The organism is Gardnerella phocaeensis (genome assembly GCF_048545075.1).
In the GTDB taxonomy this organism is placed as follows: Bacteria; Actinomycetota; Actinomycetes; order Actinomycetales; family Bifidobacteriaceae; genus Bifidobacterium; species Bifidobacterium vaginale_J.
This window is the reverse complement of sequence record NZ_JBKQXS010000007.1, coordinates 1-18,236: the sequence shown is the minus strand read 5'-3', so window position 1 is coordinate 18,236 and position 18,236 is coordinate 1. Positions and strand designations below refer to the sequence as shown.

General features: G+C 41.4%; 14 protein-coding genes, 1 tRNA gene and 1 pseudogene. 3 read left to right on the top strand and 13 right to left on the bottom strand.

Features of this window, described 5'->3' with window-relative positions; translation table 11 throughout:
* The first annotated feature begins 76 nt into the window (after positions 1 to 76).
* Together dcd and trpB are read left to right on the top strand one after the other, a co-directional pair.
* Positions 77 to 658 carry a dCTP deaminase gene (dcd, locus tag ACJV2T_RS05730; protein WP_119487447.1) on the top strand — a complete coding sequence of 194 codons (582 nt, stop codon included), beginning with the start codon at positions 77 to 79 and terminating at the stop codon, positions 656 to 658.
* Positions 659 to 1,248: 590 nt separating this feature from the next.
* Positions 1,249 to 2,442, top strand: a complete 1,194-nt coding sequence (trpB, locus tag ACJV2T_RS05725; protein WP_415683131.1) for a tryptophan synthase subunit beta — start codon at positions 1,249 to 1,251, stop codon at positions 2,440 to 2,442.
* A gap of 168 nt (positions 2,443 to 2,610) precedes the next feature.
* Here the strand turns inward: trpB and ACJV2T_RS05720 are convergent, their stop codons facing one another.
* The 3 genes from ACJV2T_RS05720 to ahpC form a co-directional block, all read right to left on the bottom strand.
* Positions 2,611 to 3,513: a LysR substrate-binding domain-containing protein gene (locus tag ACJV2T_RS05720; RefSeq protein ID WP_415683132.1), complete on the bottom strand. Its 903-nt coding sequence runs from the start codon at positions 3,511 to 3,513 to the stop codon at positions 2,611 to 2,613.
* 42 nt (positions 3,514 to 3,555) lie between these two features.
* The gene (ahpF, locus tag ACJV2T_RS05715; protein ID WP_419399393.1) at positions 3,556 to 5,229 is read right to left on the bottom strand and encodes an alkyl hydroperoxide reductase subunit F; all 1,674 of its coding nucleotides are present in this window, start codon (positions 5,227 to 5,229) and stop codon (positions 3,556 to 3,558) included.
* Positions 5,230 to 5,364: 135 nt separating this feature from the next.
* A complete protein-coding gene (gene ahpC / locus ACJV2T_RS05710) occupies positions 5,365 to 5,928 on the bottom strand; it encodes an alkyl hydroperoxide reductase subunit C (protein WP_004119771.1) in 564 nt (187 codons plus the stop codon).
* 360 nt (positions 5,929 to 6,288) lie between these two features.
* Between ahpC and ACJV2T_RS05705 the strand changes: the two genes are divergently transcribed.
* Positions 6,289 to 7,467, top strand: coding sequence for a lipase family protein (locus tag ACJV2T_RS05705; RefSeq protein WP_419399392.1), 1,179 nt, complete (start codon positions 6,289 to 6,291; stop codon positions 7,465 to 7,467).
* Positions 7,468 to 7,749: 282 nt separating this feature from the next.
* On the opposite strand, the gene ACJV2T_RS05700 is transcribed toward ACJV2T_RS05705, so the two are convergent.
* The 10 genes and pseudogenes from ACJV2T_RS05700 to ACJV2T_RS05655 form a co-directional block, all read right to left on the bottom strand.
* Positions 7,750 to 7,823 (bottom strand) — tRNA-Gly (locus tag ACJV2T_RS05700).
* Positions 7,824 to 7,951: 128 nt separating this feature from the next.
* Entirely contained in the window at positions 7,952 to 8,830 is an 879-nt protein-coding gene (locus ACJV2T_RS05695) for a M48 family metalloprotease (protein WP_419399391.1), read from the bottom strand.
* 105 nt (positions 8,831 to 8,935) lie between these two features.
* Complete coding sequence (locus ACJV2T_RS05690) at positions 8,936 to 10,414, bottom strand: FAD-dependent oxidoreductase (protein ID WP_419399390.1); 1,479 nt, start codon at positions 10,412 to 10,414, stop codon at positions 8,936 to 8,938.
* 308 nt (positions 10,415 to 10,722) lie between these two features.
* Entirely contained in the window at positions 10,723 to 12,954 is a 2,232-nt protein-coding gene (locus ACJV2T_RS05685; RefSeq protein ID WP_419399389.1) for a heavy metal translocating P-type ATPase, read from the bottom strand.
* A gap of 375 nt (positions 12,955 to 13,329) precedes the next feature.
* A complete protein-coding gene (locus ACJV2T_RS05680) occupies positions 13,330 to 13,569 on the bottom strand; it encodes a hypothetical protein (RefSeq protein ID WP_419399388.1) in 240 nt (79 codons plus the stop codon).
* Positions 13,570 to 13,734: 165 nt separating this feature from the next.
* Positions 13,735 to 14,526, bottom strand: a complete 792-nt coding sequence (locus tag ACJV2T_RS05675) for a hypothetical protein (protein WP_419399387.1) — start codon at positions 14,524 to 14,526, stop codon at positions 13,735 to 13,737.
* Positions 14,527 to 14,536: 10 nt separating this feature from the next.
* Positions 14,537 to 15,631 carry an HNH endonuclease family protein gene (locus ACJV2T_RS05670; protein WP_419399386.1) on the bottom strand — a complete coding sequence of 365 codons (1,095 nt, stop codon included), beginning with the start codon at positions 15,629 to 15,631 and terminating at the stop codon, positions 14,537 to 14,539.
* A gap of 3 nt (positions 15,632 to 15,634) precedes the next feature.
* Positions 15,635 to 16,807 carry an adenine-specific methyltransferase EcoRI family protein gene (locus ACJV2T_RS05665; RefSeq protein ID WP_419399385.1) on the bottom strand — a complete coding sequence of 391 codons (1,173 nt, stop codon included), beginning with the start codon at positions 16,805 to 16,807 and terminating at the stop codon, positions 15,635 to 15,637.
* Between the two features lie 6 nt (positions 16,808 to 16,813).
* Positions 16,814 to 16,987, bottom strand: coding sequence for a hypothetical protein (locus ACJV2T_RS05660; protein WP_419399384.1), 174 nt, complete (start codon positions 16,985 to 16,987; stop codon positions 16,814 to 16,816).
* Positions 16,988 to 18,101: 1,114 nt separating this feature from the next.
* A pseudogene (locus ACJV2T_RS05655) lies at positions 18,102 to 18,236 on the bottom strand (cell filamentation protein Fic); the annotation flags it as partial.

Here is an 18,236-nt window from a genome sequence, read left to right as displayed (position 1 = left end):
CAAAATAGCAATAAATATTTCGTGCGAACAATGAAGTTGCTGATGTATAAGCTTTATTGCAAGGAGATTTGACGTCATGCTGTTGTCTGATCACGACATTCTCAAAGCTCATGATGAGGGTCACATTGATTTGACCCCGTGGACCCCGGAAATGGTACAGCCAGCGTCAATTGACGTGCGCCTCGACCGTTTCTTCCGATTATTTAACAATCATGCTTACACGTATGTAGATCCTGCAGAAAATCAGGGAGAACTTACGGAACAGTTCGAGGTAGCTCCTGGCGAGCCATGGATTCTTCATCCTGGAGAGTTCGCACTCGGTGCTACGTGGGAATATGTAAAACTTGACGCTACTATTGCTGCACGTTTGGAAGGCAAAAGCTCGCTTGGTCGTCTTGGTATTTTGACACATTCCACAGCTGGCTTCATCGATCCAGGTTTCGAAGGTCATATTACTTTGGAACTTTCAAACGTTAGCACTTTACCAGTTAAACTTTGGCCTGGCATGAAAATTGGTCAAATGTGCTTCTTCCAGTTAAGCTCACCATGTGAAAACCCATACGGTTCAGCTGTTAACGGATCACACTATCAAGGTCAGCGCGGTCCAACTCCGTCGCGTTCGTATGAGCATTTCTATCGTGCTGATTTAAGCGAATAATATTTTTAGAAAAATGATTCCGTTTTCAGAAAATTAATTCCTAAAATAGCAAGATTTAGAAGAAAAGTATATAATTCTCAGGTAATTATCAGTTAGCGTTACTGTTCTGCTCAGAATAGTGTGATTATATAATATTGTCGACAAAAAGACAGGTGCAAAGCACCTAAAACTTATTCTTTTCTTCTCTCCTTTATTTCCCCGGCGCATAGACGCCGGGGTTAAATTTTTTCTGCATGAAACGCCGAATTAACACTAAAAGGTTGACATTGTCACAGCTACGGCTAAACTTGTGCAACAAGATTGGAGGTTGATGAACATGAATACTCGTTTCTGGCGCAGCTGGCGTAGTTAAAAGCGAGTTCACATATCGGTGTGGGCTTGCTGATTTTAAACAATCAACGGGGCTATGCCGGATTCATCATCAACGTTATTTGAGCTGAATGGCATATAAGCTGCCATCCAGCTTTTTTGTTATCTGAGCACACGCCCTTCAAATTTACAAAATAATCAACACAACAAATAACAAATAACAAATAACAAATAACAAACCTAATGCCGATTTTCTCGGCACACACAAGAAGGGCAAAATTATGGTAAACGCAGTTGAACAAAACATGTATTACGGCGAATTTGGCGGACAGTACGTACCAGATATGATTCGTCCAGCACTCGACGCAGTAGCAGAAGCTTACTTACAATACAAAGACGATCCAGAGTTCCGCAATGAATTAGCTGGATTATTAAAAGATTACGACGGTCGCGAAACGCCTTTATACTACGCTGAATCTTTCACAAAATATTTAGGCGGCGCAAAAGTGTATTTAAAGCGCGAAGATTTAAACCATCTCGGCGCTCATAAAATGAACAATGTTCTCGGACAAATTTTACTCGCTCAGCGCATGGGTAAAAAACGCATTATCGCTGAAACTGGAGCCGGTCAGCATGGTGTTGCCACTGCTGCTGCAGCAGCACGATTCGGCATGGAATGCGAAATTTTTATGGGCGCACTTGATTGCGAACGCCAAAAACTTAACGTTTTTAGAATGACTTTGCTCGGTGCAAAAGTTCATGCTGTTCAAGAAGGCACAAAAACTTTAAAAGATGCTGTAACTGCAGCATTTATGGATTATGCACAACACTTGGACGATACCTTCTACATCGTTGGTTCCGCAGTGGGACCTTACCCTTATCCACAAATGGTTCGCGATTTTCAAAGCGTTATTAGCAAAGAGTCAAGAAGGCAGATCCTAGAAAAAGAAGGCAGATTACCGAATGCTGTAATTGCTTGCATTGGTGGCGGTTCTAATGCAATTGGTTCTTTTGCAGCATATATTGATGATCCGTCTGTACGATTGATTGGTGCTGAAGGCGCAGGTAAAGGCGCTGATACTCCTCAAAATGCTGCTACTATGACGAATGGAAAAATTGGCATTACGGACGGCATGAAAACTTATGTTCTTATGGATGATGACGGTAACGAGCTTCCAGCCTACTCTATTTCTGCAGGATTGGATTATCCTGGAGTCGGTCCAGAACATTCATATTTAAAGGATTCTGGTCGCGCAGAATACTACGCAATCACTGATGATGAAGCAGTTCAAGCTTTCCGCGCACTTTCTAGAGTTGAAGGAATCATCCCAGCTTTGGAAAGCTCCCATGCAATAGCACAAGCTATGAAGATGGTTCCAAAGATGAGTAAGGATGACATTGTTTTAGTAACAGTTTCAGGCCGTGGAGATAAGGACGTAAATCAAGTAGCACGCTATCTTGGCATTGAATTATAAATCATTAATTTAGCAACAAATAAAACATAGCGAATAAAACGAGGCAGTAATTCTCAAAATAAAGTGAGAATAAAAGAAAAGTAAGAGAAGAAGAATATGGCACTTCTGCAGCTAACTTAGCAAACAGAAGTGCCTATTTTTATTTTTATTTTTAAGCAGAATTCCTACTTATTTTTTATGCAAATCAGAGCATGCTGAACTAATTATTTTGCACAATCCTTCCATAATTCTGTCTACTGGAGAAGCTGCGCGCCAATTCAAATATAGTGATCGATAAGGTTTAGGATTCTTAAACTCACGCAACATCAAACCAGCTGGCTGCACAATTGGAGGTACAGTTGCAAGACGCGGCAATAACGTCACATCTTTGCTACCTATAACCATATATCGCAAAGTTTCTAACGATGTTGCTCTAAATTCAGATTGCTTCGCACCTACTTTTTGGCATACGTCGAGCATGCTTCTACGCATACAATGCCCATCTTCTAATAAAAGCACTTTCTGAGTAGACAAATCTGAAAGTTCAATTGGCTTACTTTCGTGTCCTAGCAAAGAATTTGTAGAAGCCGCAAGAAGAAAATCTTCGTCAAAAACATGACACACTTTTATTGAAGGCACATTCAAACTTTCGCTTAATATAACTGCATCAACTTGCCCGCTATCTAGCAAATCAATAAGTTTTGCTGATTTTTCTTCTATAAAGCGAATAGTAAGTTTTGGTTTTAAACGTCTGAGAACAGGCATAATCCGCGGAAGTAAGTATGGTCCTAATGTTGGGAACACACCCAAAACCACTGTAGATGACCATGGATCTTCTGAGCGTCTTGCAGCTTGTCGAATACGTGACATATCTGCCTGAATACGTTTAGCGTAATAAACCACTTCCCTCCCAGCAGGAGTTAAGATTTGTTTTCCGGGTGTACGCTCAATAAGTTCTACGCCTAAAGTCTCTTCAAGTTTTTTAATTTGTGTTGAAAGAGTAGGCTGAGAGACGCGCATACGAGCAGCCGCCTTAGTAAAGCTTCCTTCTTGTGCAAAAGCTATTAGATATTCTAACGCTCTAATATTCATAAGGCGTCTCCCCCTTGTTTATTGCATAATAAATCTTACAGATTATTTATTTTGCGTGCTGCGGATAAGATAGTCAAATGCAGACAGTGCAGCATTTGCGCCCGTTCCATACGCTGTAACGATCTGCTTATACGGTTCGTCTGAACAATCTCCAGCAGCAAAAACACCCGGAGTATCAGTACATCCAGCGCGATTTGTAATAATTTCTCCCCGATTATTGAGAGGAATATTATTTGCAAGCCAACGAGTATTTGGAGCTAAACCAATTTGCACAAAAACCCCATCAGTTTCAACAATATGTTCTCTGTTTTCATCATTGTCTGCTTTATTGCGATCTATATAACGTATTGCAGTAACTTTACTACCATTACCTTCAATACTGCTTACTGCAGCACTTGTAATAACTTCAGTGTTAGGTAATTTATGCAAAGCATTAAGCAATACTTGATCCGCTTTAAGCACATCCATGAACTCAACCACCGTCACATGTTTTGCAACTCCTGCTAAATCGATAGCAGCTTCAACACCAGAATTTCCGCCTCCAACAACTACAACATTCTTATCTTTGAAAAGTGGACCGTCGCAATGAGGGCAGAATGATACGCCTCTATTCCTATACTCATCTTCTCCAGGAACGCCCAACGTACGCCAAGTCGCACCAGTTGCAATAATCACTGCACGCGCTTTCAAAGATCCGCCAGAACGCGCATGAATAGTATGCAACCCATATGGTTCCTTAGATAAATCGAGCGAGTCTGCCCAATCAGGAGTAAATACGTCAATATCGTATTGCGAAATATGCTTAGTTAAATCTGCTGCTAGTTGAGAACCAGTCGTATGTGTTTGGGAAATATGATTTTCAATACTTTCAGTTTCTACAACCTGACCGCCACGATGATCCATAATCATAGCCGTACGCAAACCCTTACGAGCAGTGTAAATTGCGGCAGCAGAAGCAGCAGGACCGCCGCCAGCAATAACAATATCGTATGGATTTTGCGAATTCATTTTTTCTGCGAGCGCAACATTTGCCGAAGAAACGCTATTATCATTATTGCCATTCTCATTCTGCTCAACAGATTTTTCTTGTGCTGCAAGAACAGATACAAGTTCGTCAATTCCTGCTCGTCCGGAGGAAATAAGTTTGCCGTTTTCAAAAACTGCTGGCACACTCATTACACCAAGTTTGTCTACTTCTTCGCGGAAAGCGCTACCTTCAACTACAGTATGCTGAATTTTAGGGTTAATAATAGAAATGGTATTAAGTGATTGCACAACTTCTGGGCAATTTAAGCAAGTTACCGACATGTATGTTGTTACATTGTGTGAACCAAGCTTTAGTATTGCGTTGCGCTGCGCATCACTAATTTTTGGCGCATATCCACTTACTTGTAGAAGCGCTAGTACTAAAGAGCTGAATTCGTGTCCTAAAGGCAATCCTGCAAAACTAACCGACACAGTAGATTCTCCATTTACTGGATTATCTAGTTTTCTGCGCAATTCAAAGCTTGGCTTACGCTTTACATTGCTAATTTCATTATTATTTACTTCAGAAATACTAATTTTGTTGCTTTGTTGAGATACTTCTTCTAACAAGGCTTTGACTTTTTGAGATGTTTCAGAATTATCAACGTAAGAAATAATTTCTATTTTAGATACCATCTTTTTTAGTAATTCTGAAAGCTGAGCAGTTAATGACGCATTCAACAAAGACATAGTTTACTTCCCTTTACAATTTTCGTCACAAGCAAAAATAAGAGAAATGCGTAGGAAACTATGAACGTAGCTCCCTACGCATTGAGATAATTCTTTAAAAAATATTCTTTACTATTTAATATTTAATTGCAAAAATCAGATTTTGCCGACTAAATCGATAGAAGGTTCCAAGGTTTCTTCGCCCTGCTCCCATTTTGCTGGGCAAACTTCGCCTGGGTGCGCTGCAATATACTGTGCTGCTTTAACTTTACGAAGCAGCTCGTCTGCGTTACGACCAATTCCGTCTGCAGTCATCTCAAAGAACTGAATCATACCTTGCGGATCCACAAGGAACGTAGCACGGTGAGCTAAACCGGATTCTTGATTCCAAGCGTCAAAATTACGCGAAAGAGCGCCTGAAGGATCGCCCAACATAGTGTACTTTACTTTTGCAATTGCTTCAGAATCGTCATGCCATGCTTTGTGTACAAAATGCGTATCCGTAGAAACTGAGTAAACTTCAACGCCTAACTTTTGCAATTCTTCATAGTGATTTGCAAGATCTTCCAACTCAGTTGGGCATACAAATGAAAAATCAGCTGGATAGAAGAAGAAAATTGCCCATTTGCCAAGAACATCAGTATCGCTTACTTCAACAAATTCGCCATTCTTATAGCCATTTACTTTGAATGGAAGAATATGCGTGTTCATTAAACTCATATCATTCTCCTAAATAGGTCATTTGCGCATTCGTTGCGCTTTTATTTTCATTATTAAGAATAGATTATGGCTATTCATAACTCTAGTTATATAGATGTTTTCTATGGTGCTTATACACATCGTCAATGATTTTAGTAAACAAAAAGAAGCAACAACATTTATTTAGAAGTATGGACTTTTGTTTATGTAGACTATACAATTGAACCGTGTAGAATAGCAACTGTGGCGGCAAAATAAATTTCGATTAATTTATATAACGCGCGTAGTTAACAAAGAGGTGCTACAAATCGTAATCATAATAAGAAACAGTCGTCCTATACATTTGTTGACTACAAAACTAAACAAAATATGGGAGGTACTATGAAACGCAATGCGGTGACAGGGTTCTTAACTAGTCTGTGCATGCTCTTGAGCCTATCTGCTTTCACAACGCCAGCAATGGCAACAACCGCAGATAATTATGCAAAAACTCCACTTACTGCTGAAACAGCTAAACAAATCGCAGATGGAACTATAGGCTTAGATTTACCTGGTGCTTTGGATATGTCTTTATATCACAAGAAGCCTCTTGACCCACAAGCTGATTTAGACGGTGACGGCTTAACTAATAGCCAGGAAATTTACACTTACACTAAAGACGGTAAGACTTATTATGGGTACAATTCTCACCCTATGATGAACGATACCGATGGCGATGGCATTCCAGATAATCAAGACAGCAATCCTCGCAGGTGGGATATTAGTCCTCGCGATATGGTTTTATTCTCTGAACTTTCTTATCGAGATGATAATTACATAAATAAGGTACTCGATTACACTAAACCACTTCACGACATTTACAAAAATCGCAATGAGTACCACCTTATGCACAACGAGCTTGCACCATTTTGGAAAGTTAAGGAAACCTACCACAAAAGTGGAGGATTTGATGCTGTTTTGTTTGAAAATGTAAGTCCATACCCATTCTTAGAACAAGGCACCGTTCAAGTACTAGCAATTCGTGGAACTTCCCAATTTAATGATTACGATGATGATTTTGCAATAGCTGTAGGTCATAACCCAGATCAAGCTAAAGATGTTGAACAGTTGATTGAGCGTTATGGTCGCGAAAATACTGTTAGCAATTTGTATATTACTGGACATTCCCTCGGAGGATATCTTGCACAGCGTGCTTTAATTCGTGCTAAAGGCAAAGGCTACAACTGGATTAAGAAAATTTACACATTCAATTCACCACAAATTTGGGGAAATATTTTCAACCGTTGGTTACGCGCAGTCGCCAATACTGGCAATAAGCTCACTCGAGAAGGTTACGCTGTTCATTACAAAGTAGACAACGACAAGGTTATTCGTTCTGTTGGCAATTTTGCTGGAGCTATAAGCGTCGGCAATTCTGCGCAAGGACATGGCTCTAGAAGCTATCTTGAGGCTCGTATGAACAATTTCCCAGGTTTCACCGTAGGTACTCGAGGAGATATTTCTGGCACTGGACGTTGGATGGAAGAACTTAACAACTTCTACGATGTTCGCACGTTCTAATTATTGCTAATTAATGATTATTAATTAGAACCAGCAATAGATAGCTATCTCGTGTAATTTATTAACAATAAGCTAAGCGCTGATTTACTGATGATTCATTAATATCATAAGTAACTCAGCGCTTTTTATGTAGCTTGTGTATAGGGACGACTGCTACGTCAAAAAGTACTTGACTACTCAAAACCGCTCAGAACTATTCTGGCTCAAACCTAGGCTAAGCTGCTGTAGTTTTTATACATCCAATGTACAAAAACTACAACTTACGCAAATTTACAATATGAATGGAGCGGATGACGGGAGTCGAACCCGCCTCTGAAGCTTGGGAAGCTTCCATTCTACCGATGAACTACATCCGCATGCTGTAACTAAGCAAACTAGTTTCAACAACCATCTAAGGGTATCATGCACAGCTTACCGCTTCAACATTTAGAAATCAGTTTATAAACTCAATAAACAAGACAATCAAGTTCAACAAATAAAATATTCATGCAGCAATGCTCATTAAACGCCCAATCCTATCCTGAACAGTAGGACGCGCAGCGCACAAACGCACAAGCGCAGAAGAATTATCATTCCATGGGCAAATAATCATCAAAGAAGCAACAGCCTGCAATCCGGCAGTAGATTTCATCTCGTGAAGCTGCATGCCGTAAGTAATTTTATTAAGTGCGGAAGCAAGAGCAGCAAAATCTCCAGTAATTTCGCCACCTCCCTTATCTGCGTCAAATTCACGCGAACCGGGAATAATTGCATTGATAATAACAGAGGCAATAGGAGCGAATAAAATATTCAAAAACTTACCGATAAATTTGCAATACTTGCGAATATCACGACGATACGTATCCCCGACATAAACAAGCCAAGAACCAAGGTACGTTAATACTGTTGCTGTAGCAGTAGCCAGCGAAGAAGCGAGAATATCATGATTATAAATATGAGTTAATTCATGACCAATAACACTACGCAACTCGCGTTCGTTAAGAATATTAATCAAACCACGAGTACAACATATGCTCGCATGACGCTCACTTCTACCAGTTGCAAAAGCATTAGGACTTTCGTAAGGAGAAACCATTACTCGCGGCATAGGTTTACCAATTCGAGCAGATAAATCTCTAACCATTGCGTAAAGCACAGGCTCTTCTTCTTCACTAACTTCTGTAGCATGCATAGCAATAATCGCAAAATTACTTGAGCACCAATAAGCAAAAATGCTAAATGCGATACCAGGAATAATGAACCATATTAGTGACGAAAGACACGAGCCAGCAAGAACCCAGCATAAGGCAAGAAAAAGCCACACAACAACAAAAAATAGTGCGGCTTTTAAGCTGCCATAGTGTATTCTCAAGCCTTTCAACATACGAGCCATCTTAATAATGCGAACTTAAATTTTTCTGAATATATACTGCGTATTTACTAACTACAAACTTAAATACTAAGTAATATTTTCAGTTTATTTAGAGCATTACTTGCTACCTAAAGCAATATTTACAAGTTCAGAAGCTGAAACAACTTTCTTTCGAGTTCTCTGCTCATTGGCTCCAAGTTCACGCTCATAAGAGTCAACTCGCTTCCAACCAGCGTAATCAATTGGTTTAATGCCCTTTTCTGCCAATAATTTATCTATAGAATTTTCATCACGATCAGGTGCGATTCGCCCAGCATCGCCAGCTTTAGATAAATCTTCAAGCATATTATTAACAATCAAAAGAGCATCAGATTTTGTAGATCCGATTAATCCTACCGGCCCACGCTTAGCCCAGCCAGTTGCATACAATCGCTCACGAACTTCGCCATTTTCTACAGACGTCACTAAGCGACCATCAATATTTGCAAGCAAAGTACGCTTTTCATCGTAAGCAATACCTGAAACTTCTGCGGGGTGGTAGCCAATGGCATGATAAACAGCTTGCACAGCGTATTCCTCGAACTCTCCAGTACGAGTCATTTTGCCATCCGCGCTTGTTACAGTTCGCTCAACTCGTATTGCCTTCACACGACCATCTTCGCCAAGAATTTCCACCGGCGCGCAGTTGAAGTGGATAATATAGCGTTTGTTGGCAGGATTCCCCTCAAAATCAACGTTTCCACCATCTTCCATATCTTCAGCCATATCACGAATAGCGAAAAGCTCCTCAACCATTTGACGAGTTAGCTTATCGTTACCGGCTACTTCAATGGTCTCATCGTCCAGCTCAAAATCATCCTCGTTAATAACAATTTGCACTCCCTGCAATTTTTCCATTTCACGCAATTCTTGAACAGAGAATTTTGCTTGAGCAACTCCACGACGAATAAATAGATGCAAGGTTTGAGTTTGATTTTTTTGCAATCCCTCATACACGTCGTCTGGAATATCCGTATGAGCGCGCAAATAATCCGGGTCGCGCAAAAGCTCACGAGCAACATCCATTGCCACATTTCCGCCGCCAATAACAGCTACTTCCTTGGCTTCAAGCGGCCACGTGCGCTTGCTAGTTGGGTATCCGTCGTACCATTCTACGAATTTTGCAGCTCCGTACACTCCGTCTAAATCAGCACCCGGCACACCTCGCAATGGCCTATCTTCCACAGCGCCGGTGGCAAACAACACTGCATCGTAGCGTTCCAACAAATCTTCTAATGCAATGTCCTTACCAAATTCAACATTCGCATACAAATGTATATTTGGATTATCAAGCGTTTTTTCAAGCGCGTCCGCAATAAATTTGATACTTGGATGGTCAGGAGCTACTCCGTAACGCACTAAACCGAAAGGCACAGGCAACTTTTCAAAAAGATCAATGCGAGCACTAGAGCCTAATCCCAATTCTTCTCCACGCTTTGCAATCTGGCGTAAGAAGATATCGGAAGAATACACTCCTGCAGGACCTGCTCCTATTACAGCAATACGCAGTTGAGATGTTTCTTGTGAAACATTTTCGTTTAAATTATTTTTTTCCATTATTATCCCCATATTGAGCTGTATTATACGGCACTTTTCGCCGTTTTCGCGCTATTTTGCGCGGCCTACAAGCATAGGTTGCCTCAATCACTCAGCAGCGTAACTGTAAAGCGTTTATATGTAATTCTTCGCTAAAAATAAGTTACGTACAAGCTTGAGCCGTTACCTTTTGCAGCTAACTCGTATGCTTTCATAATTAGACTAGCGCATTACTTCGTCTTACAACATGCTCAAACAAATAAAATACTCAAATGAATATTATTAAAGATGCCGTAATGAATATTGAAAAATATTGCCAAAAAATATTTTTATTTTCGTTCGCGCAATGCTGTTAAAGCCCACATAATAGCAACAACATCAATTGCTTCTTGCATCATTGCGCCAATAACTGCTGGGATAAAACCGAAAGCTGCAAAAATCATACTTATAATTGCCAATCCAATTCCCATCAATACTGACTGAACCATAACGCGTTTAGTATGTTTTGCTACTCTTATTGCGCTTGCAACAGAAGAAATATCGTTGTTCATAATAACTACCTGTGCGCATTCAGATGCTGCCGTATCTGTGCCATCCGTTACTGCTACGCCAATATCGGCAGCTGCAAGCACTGGAGCATCGTTTACACCATCTCCAACCATCATTGTTACAGTTGAATCTTTCTTATTTTTAGACGAATCATAAATTTCTTTTTTTACGTGCGCTAATTTATCTTGCGGAAGTAAATCTGCATATATTGTTTCAATTCCAACGCTTTTACCAATTGTTGTTGCAGCTTGCAAACTATCGCCAGTAAGAATAGATATTGAGTGAGCGCCAAGCGTGCGCAATGCGTCAATAGTTGATTTCGCGTTATCGCGCGGCACGTCTTTTAACACAATACGACCAGCTAGTACGCCGTCAAAAGAAACGTAGGTTGCCATTTCGTCTGCTGCAAGAGATTTGCCTATAGTTTGATTCGTGTTTTGCTCTGTAACGTACTTGCGTCTGCCTACACGCACTAAAATACCGTCTACAACGCCTTGAATACCCTGACCTGCAGTTTCTTTAACACTGTGCACTACAGGGTATTCTCTAACGCTAGGAAGCTGCGGAACCGAAGATGGATGCGTGCGCTCCCACAAAACTGATCCCGCTTTAGCAATACCGCCTGCAAGTATGTGCTGAGAATACGTTTCTAGCACACCTGCGAGCATCACAATACGATCAGCTTTCTGTGTAGTATCAATTACTTCTACGTTCACAACTTGTGGCTGTTTTACAGTTAACGTGCCAGTTTTATCGAAAAACACGTCTGTTACTCGGCTTAATTGCTCAAGCACATCCTGACTTTTAACAACAATTCCAAGTTTTGCTAGACGCCCAGTACCAGCCATGCACGCAACTGGCACTGCGATTAACAACGGACACGGAGTTGCCAAAACTAGCACTTGCGCAAATCTAAGAGCATCTCCAGAAAAGCCCCAAGCAAAACCAGCAATCGCAAAAGACAAAACAGTAAACGGCACAGATAGCATATCCGCAAAACGAACTACAGCTGCCCTAGAAGACCTAGCTGATTCAACCAACTGCATAATCTTCTGGTATTGAGAATGCTCAGATAGCTTAGTTACGCGCATAATAAGCACAACGCCACCATTTACGCAGCCTGAAAGCACTGCAGCTCCAGCAAACACTTCTCTAGGCACAGATTCGCCGTTAATGGCACTAGTGTCAAGAGTTGCAGAACCGCTTAGTAATTCACCGTCAACTGGCACTGTTTCACCAGGAAGCACGATAATTACGTTTCCAATATTTAATTCATCAACTGGAACCGTTTTGTAACGTTGCAAATTTGAGGCGATTGTTCCATCTGTAGTTGATTGCAAAAATGGGCAAATATCGCGTTTATATTCGCAATTTTGCTCTCCAGCATTAGATTGTGCAGAATTAGTAACATCTACTTTTCTAAATTCAGCATGCTGGCATAGGACACACGAGCTAGGCTTGCACTGATTTTCACTCAAACATGGCGGTTCGTATGATTCATCATTTGCTTGATTATGATTCATTCCATGCTCAATACCTGGCAAAGTCATAAGATGAGCAGTTTTTGGAGCTGCGCTTACTAAAAGAGACAGATTGCGCTGGGCTTTCATATGCGCAAAATCTTCAATCGCATCACCTGTAAAAACCATTACAACAATCAAATAGCTTGCCCAAAATTCGCCGATACAAAGCGTTGCAAGCAATGCAACAAAAGCTAGCAAATCAATTCCTAAAGTTCCATGCAGTAAATGTTTAATCATATTACGCAAAGAAATAACGCTCGTATATAAAACGAGAATAGCAATAATAGTTTTTCCGATACTAAGGCTTATGGAAATACTGCAATTAATTTTTAAGAAATCAAAGATTTGCTGAGAAAAATTAGAAATTTGCTCACAGAAAGTAGTTAATATAGGCAAATTATACGAGTACAAAGCCACAATAAACGGAAAAGCAAGAATTACGACTGTTAATTGTGGTGCACGACGGCAATATGCTAAAAGTTTACGCATACACTTTCCTTACGCTGATCAGGTTAACTACGCTTAAAACGCTGCTAACACACGATTTCACGCCTTGTTAACCCACTGAGCACAAATTAAATAGCGCACTCAATACACGGCGTAAAGATACTTATGTTTATTTATATGTAATTAAAGATACTTATGTTTATTTATATGTAATTATTGTACCAATAGGCCTTGATGAGAAACATTCTCATAAACGCAAGTTAAAGCAAAACGCGGTAGTAGGCAACGGTTAGGTTGTTGTCGTTAAGCTTAGCTTTCTTTGGTTTTGCCACTCAGACAATCACCTCCCTCAAAAAAGGCGTTTCAGCATCAGATATCCGAAACACCATAGAAAAACATCTTTGATTTGCTATTCGCCTACAGTGCATCTTCCAATTCTTCTTCTGAATAGCCGAAGGCGTAGTCCTCATCTTTGCCGTTTGACGCCCAAATTAGAGCGGCGTCATATACGCTCAATGATTCACCGTCCTCATCATCGCCTTCATACTCTGATGCACAATAATCACACACGTAAGTTTCGCCATCCCAATTCCCCCATAAATCAAGAACACGTCTCATCCTGTGATTACATTCAGGACACATCGCATATCTGCTCATAATTGATTGATTACTCCTTTATCGTTTTTAGTTATTTTCTCTGTGCTTCATACTTAGTCTCATATTCCTTGGCTGCTAGACGAAGAAAAGCCGATAAGGAAAGACCATGCCTTTCTGCGCATCCCTTTAATTCACCCCTCCCACTTTCAATCAATAAGTTAGCAACTAACCCAAAAGCGTCTTTATTGCCGTCTGCACGAACGGAAGTACGATAGTTGCAATTTCTGCCGAACTCTTAGCAAGAGACGCTACCTTCTCAAGCTTTTCAGCAAACTTCGTCTTATTCTTTTCTTTCATCGCTTTTTCAAGCTGCTTTACGGCATCTTGAACGTCTTCTTTCAAATTCTGCTCAATATCTAAGTCAAGAATGGCTCCCACAGTTGCGCCAATGGTCACATCTCTTATGTCTGCTTCCGCATTTGCGGTCGCGGAAATGTTATTATTTATGACCGGTGCAAAATTTATATTCTGGTTGTTCTTATCCATTTGTCCTTGAAACCACCCATTAGCATAGGTACGCCCTTTATCAGTAACTGTCACTATATACGGAGAATCATTCGCCCACTGCACGTCCAACAAGCCATGCCGAGATAGTTCCGCATAATACGTGTCCTTGTCGAAATCAACGGAGACAGATATCGGTTCATCCCCTAACTTTCGCTTACTTGCATCTTGAGCAGCAAGACGCATCATTAAGCAATCGGCTTCATCGCTTACAGGTTCAAACCATCGCCTAGCCTTTCTTGCTTCATCGTAGTGTTCGCTACCCGCTGGAAGCAATGATTGAAACAAGACAAGGGTATGACCCCAATCAGTTTGCATTTTAATCATTCCCTGATTCTTTAATGCGACAAACGCTTCTGAGATTCCTAGGTCTGTGAAATTTATCGCATCTGCATCCTGGTGCATCCACGCATAAACAAGAGCAGCTTCTTGCTCTACATTAAGCCCATTCATATTGTTTCACCTACTTATTGCTCTTCTTCAAGTTGCAATCACGGCATAGCATCTGGCAGTTCTCAGGGGTTGTGTGACCGCCTTTGCTCCAAGGCTTGATATGGTCTGCCTGCATCTCCTCAAACTCGAACTCTTCACCGCAAATAGCACACTTGTGATGCTGTTTTTCGTAAGATGCCAAGGCATCACGTCTGTCAAATGCACGAATAGACAATGCACGTTCTGAACCTGTTAGCAAGTATTCATAGATACCTGATTTCTTGGTCACGTCCTCATCACCAAGCAACCTCTGTACTTCAAGCTCAAGTTTCTTAGGGTCTAGGTCTGTTCTCTTGCCATGTTCGTTGTAGAACAAGCCCCAAGCCAAGCCCTTCATCTCCTTGCGCTTCTTAGGGAAGATGGCCTCAACCCATTCAATGACAGAGCGGAAATAGCTCCACAATGCTTGAGAGGTAGGCTCGTTTTGATGCTTTGCCATATAGCCTTCGATGGTTTCACCATCAGCGGCAGCAGCCCAGCTAATAGCAGTCTCCAAGTACTCCTGACGGATGGATGCACCCTTGAGGTAATCGCCCGCCAACGTATCAGCAGCACATCCCGTCTTCGAGAAATAACGTTTCGCATCCGAAACCCATGAACCAGCATATACCGCATTTCTCAGTTCTTGGTCGGTAAGACGCTCGCCAGCGATGTTGATTATCTTGAACCAATCCAGCTTCTCCGAGTCTGTGCCGTCGCACACATAGACAAACAGCTCGTAATCGAGAATTTTGTCTTGCTGATCAGAAGGCAAGTTATAGAAATACTTATCGTCAACCGAAAAAGTACCATCGACGTATTCACACAGCGAAATTGTCCTTTGCTGTCCGTCTAGCACTTCATAAGTATCCTCGCCTGTACGGCACCAATACATCACATTCAAGGGCAATCCCCGCATAACGGTACGGATGACCTCATCTCTTTGGTTGTCCTTATAGACAAACTCACGCTGATACTTCGGACGAATATCTAAGCGATCGTCGTAACCAGTAACACCTTCTTCGGCATCATTAAAATATCCCTCTGTGACCTCTCTAACAGTCACTTTTCTTTGTTCTATCTGCACGATTTACATCTCCCTTGGAGCTTCTGGATGTTTATTCCGCACAAGCACACGAGCGTAAAGTTGAACATAACTTTTCCCATCCACCATGTAGTACGTTTTCCCTACTGGTGGAACCTCGACTTCTAACGATGGCCCATCGTTAAGTTTTGAGACCTCAGACTTTTTTCCGTTCTTATCAATCTGAATCTGCTTTGGGTATGTCTTACTTGCAACACCGAACCACGTCTTTGTTATTCCGAGAATTTCAAACTGGTCAGGACTGTATTTGTCGAGGAACGTAATAGGAACGCCCATAATGCCCGCATAGTCACACGGAATATCAGATGTGGCATCTACATTGATTCCATCGTAATTGTCGTAGCTACTGTAGTTTTCGGGACTGTACTTCTTAACCAGAATCAACTCTTCATGGCGCTGTCTGTAGTCGAGGTTCGTCCACCAACGAACGCCCTTTACGCGAATGAATTTACGACCGTCCGCATCAATTCCACAGCCGGAAGCATTGAGCGGGTAGTCATCTGGGACATAGAATGCCCTATCCCCAGAATGGATGCTTGCTCCAATCCAGATTTCATTATTCATAATCAGCGGAAATACCTCTTTATACGTGATGGCGTTCACGTTTCCAATGATGATAAACTTCTTCCTATGCTCCATCAGCGTTGTCACATAGTCCCTGAACAATGAGAACGGCGGATTTGTTACGACGATGTCTGCCTCGTCCAAAAACTCAAGACATTCCTTAGAACGGAAATCTCCGTCTCCTGCAAGCTCAGTCAGCTCGTTCTCACCAGACTTGAAAAGCTCTGCCACATCAAACATATCAACGCCGCCATCACCTGTCTTGTCATAGACCTTAGTAACAACCGCCTTATATGGCTTGTCCCTGTTCTCCTCTTCGTCGCCGATGACATCAAACAGAGTCAGTTGCTGGTTTGCTATGGGGGAGGTTGCATAGCATGTGGCTATGAGCTTCTTCAGCCCGAGCTTGTTGAAGTTAAGAACGAAGTACTTGAAGAAGTTGGATTCGAATGGGTCATCGCAGTTGCAGAACACCGTCTTTCCCTTGAAATGTGCCCTGTAGTAGCGCATCTCTTTTTCAATGTCTGTCAGCTGGGTGTAAAACTCGTCTTTTTTCGCTTTTGTGGCATTACTAAGACCAGAATTTCCTGCCATTTATGCCTACACCTCCTCTGAGTGTTCCTTCACCCACTCATGAATGATTGCCGCAATGTAGGTTTCCTGCTGTGCCGCCATCACCTTGAGCTTCTTCTTATCACCAACCGTCAAAGACAAGGTCAGCGTCGTTTTCTTCTCATCATCCTGCCCTGGGCGCTTCTGTACATCATTAGCCATAGGTTCCCCCACTTTCTTAATCATATACGCATGTAATTATATATGCTTCTCCCTCATAAATTAATCTATTTAGACCTCCAGCAAGACCGTCTGAAGACAGTCGAGATTGCACGGAACAAAGGAGGATTCACATGAATTTCAACGATTACATCAAGACTTACGAAGACCTATCGAAGCAAGTGGGAGGGATGGTTCTCGTCAATGAGATTGCAATCCGTCCGATAGAGCTAATAAACGGCGATTTGGAGGACGAGATTTCCAGTACTACGTCATCTCTGACCACTGCTTTTCCATCGCATTTCAACTCGTGAAAGTATTTAGTTTTCATGTTCGTTATACCCCAAACGAGGTCAGATTTTCAGCATTCAAATTCACAAAAGCACAGGTGGGGAGAGGGAAATGACCAATTATTACATTTTACCAATTCCGTTTTTTCATTTTTTGTCATGCGTTTCAGCTCGTTTATGAATTGATTTTCCCAAAATGACCAAATGACCAACTTTTTTCCACTTCATTTTAGAATTACTACGCGCGTGAACAGAATATACGGTAGTTAAAAAATAATTGGTCATTTGGTCAAATAATTGGTCAAATTTTCAAATCAAATCCTCATTTATGGGAAACGGTATCCTGTACCATATCCCCGCTCCTTACATGTGTCCAGCTCACCTTCTTCGTACGGCGAGCGGCGCATTAGCGCCGTGAGGTACACGTCTTTCTTTGCTCTTGAAATCAAAAGAGCGAGGCAGCCGTCTGACTAACCTCGCTCTTTCTTACTTGTGTTCGAAAGCCGCTAGGCAATGCTCTCAAATCTATATACAAGCGCCAAATCATTTCTAACGAATGAGAAACGTTCTCACAAACACAAGTTAAAGCAAAACTAAAAACACGCTCTCAAAAACCGCGCCAAGCCAGCCTAAAGCCGCCACTCATTAAACCTTTTACCGTTTGCGCTTACAACCGCATTTCTAAACATAGCCAATCGTTGTATCAATATCTCACCAATCGTCGGAATGAAAGTTCGCCAATCGTAAGAATAATACTCCAATCAAGCTTTACAACACAAATTACTCAATCCGCAGAGATTCCAACCCCATAGCAACGACCGTCGCGTTTAATGCTTCCAACAATATTCCCTCATAAACGAAGCAATCACCTGCAAATCTTCACCCTCATAATATTCAACAAGCAACTTCTTAAACTCAGGAACCTTATTTTCTGGAATAACCAACAAGCCCCTGCCATGAGA

Coding starts and splice junctions, on each gene's coding strand:
- dcd (WP_119487447.1), top strand. CDS start 77: ATGCTGTTGTCTGATCACGACATTCTCAAAGCTCATGATGAGGGTCAC.
- trpB (WP_415683131.1), top strand. CDS start 1,249: ATGGTAAACGCAGTTGAACAAAACATGTATTACGGCGAATTTGGCGGA.
- ACJV2T_RS05720 (WP_415683132.1), bottom strand. CDS start 3,513: ATGAATATTAGAGCGTTAGAATATCTAATAGCTTTTGCACAAGAAGGA.
- ahpF (WP_419399393.1), bottom strand. CDS start 5,229: ATGTCTTTGTTGAATGCGTCATTAACTGCTCAGCTTTCAGAATTACTA.
- ahpC (WP_004119771.1), bottom strand. CDS start 5,928: ATGAGTTTAATGAACACGCATATTCTTCCATTCAAAGTAAATGGCTAT.
- ACJV2T_RS05705 (WP_419399392.1), top strand. CDS start 6,289: ATGAAACGCAATGCGGTGACAGGGTTCTTAACTAGTCTGTGCATGCTC.
- ACJV2T_RS05695 (WP_419399391.1), bottom strand. CDS start 8,830: ATGTTGAAAGGCTTGAGAATACACTATGGCAGCTTAAAAGCCGCACTA.
- ACJV2T_RS05690 (WP_419399390.1), bottom strand. CDS start 10,414: ATGGAAAAAAATAATTTAAACGAAAATGTTTCACAAGAAACATCTCAA.
- ACJV2T_RS05685 (WP_419399389.1), bottom strand. CDS start 12,954: ATGCGTAAACTTTTAGCATATTGCCGTCGTGCACCACAATTAACAGTC.
- ACJV2T_RS05680 (WP_419399388.1), bottom strand. CDS start 13,569: ATGAGCAGATATGCGATGTGTCCTGAATGTAATCACAGGATGAGACGT.
- ACJV2T_RS05675 (WP_419399387.1), bottom strand. CDS start 14,526: ATGAATGGGCTTAATGTAGAGCAAGAAGCTGCTCTTGTTTATGCGTGG.
- ACJV2T_RS05665 (WP_419399385.1), bottom strand. CDS start 16,807: ATGGCAGGAAATTCTGGTCTTAGTAATGCCACAAAAGCGAAAAAAGAC.
- ACJV2T_RS05660 (WP_419399384.1), bottom strand. CDS start 16,987: ATGGCTAATGATGTACAGAAGCGCCCAGGGCAGGATGATGAGAAGAAA.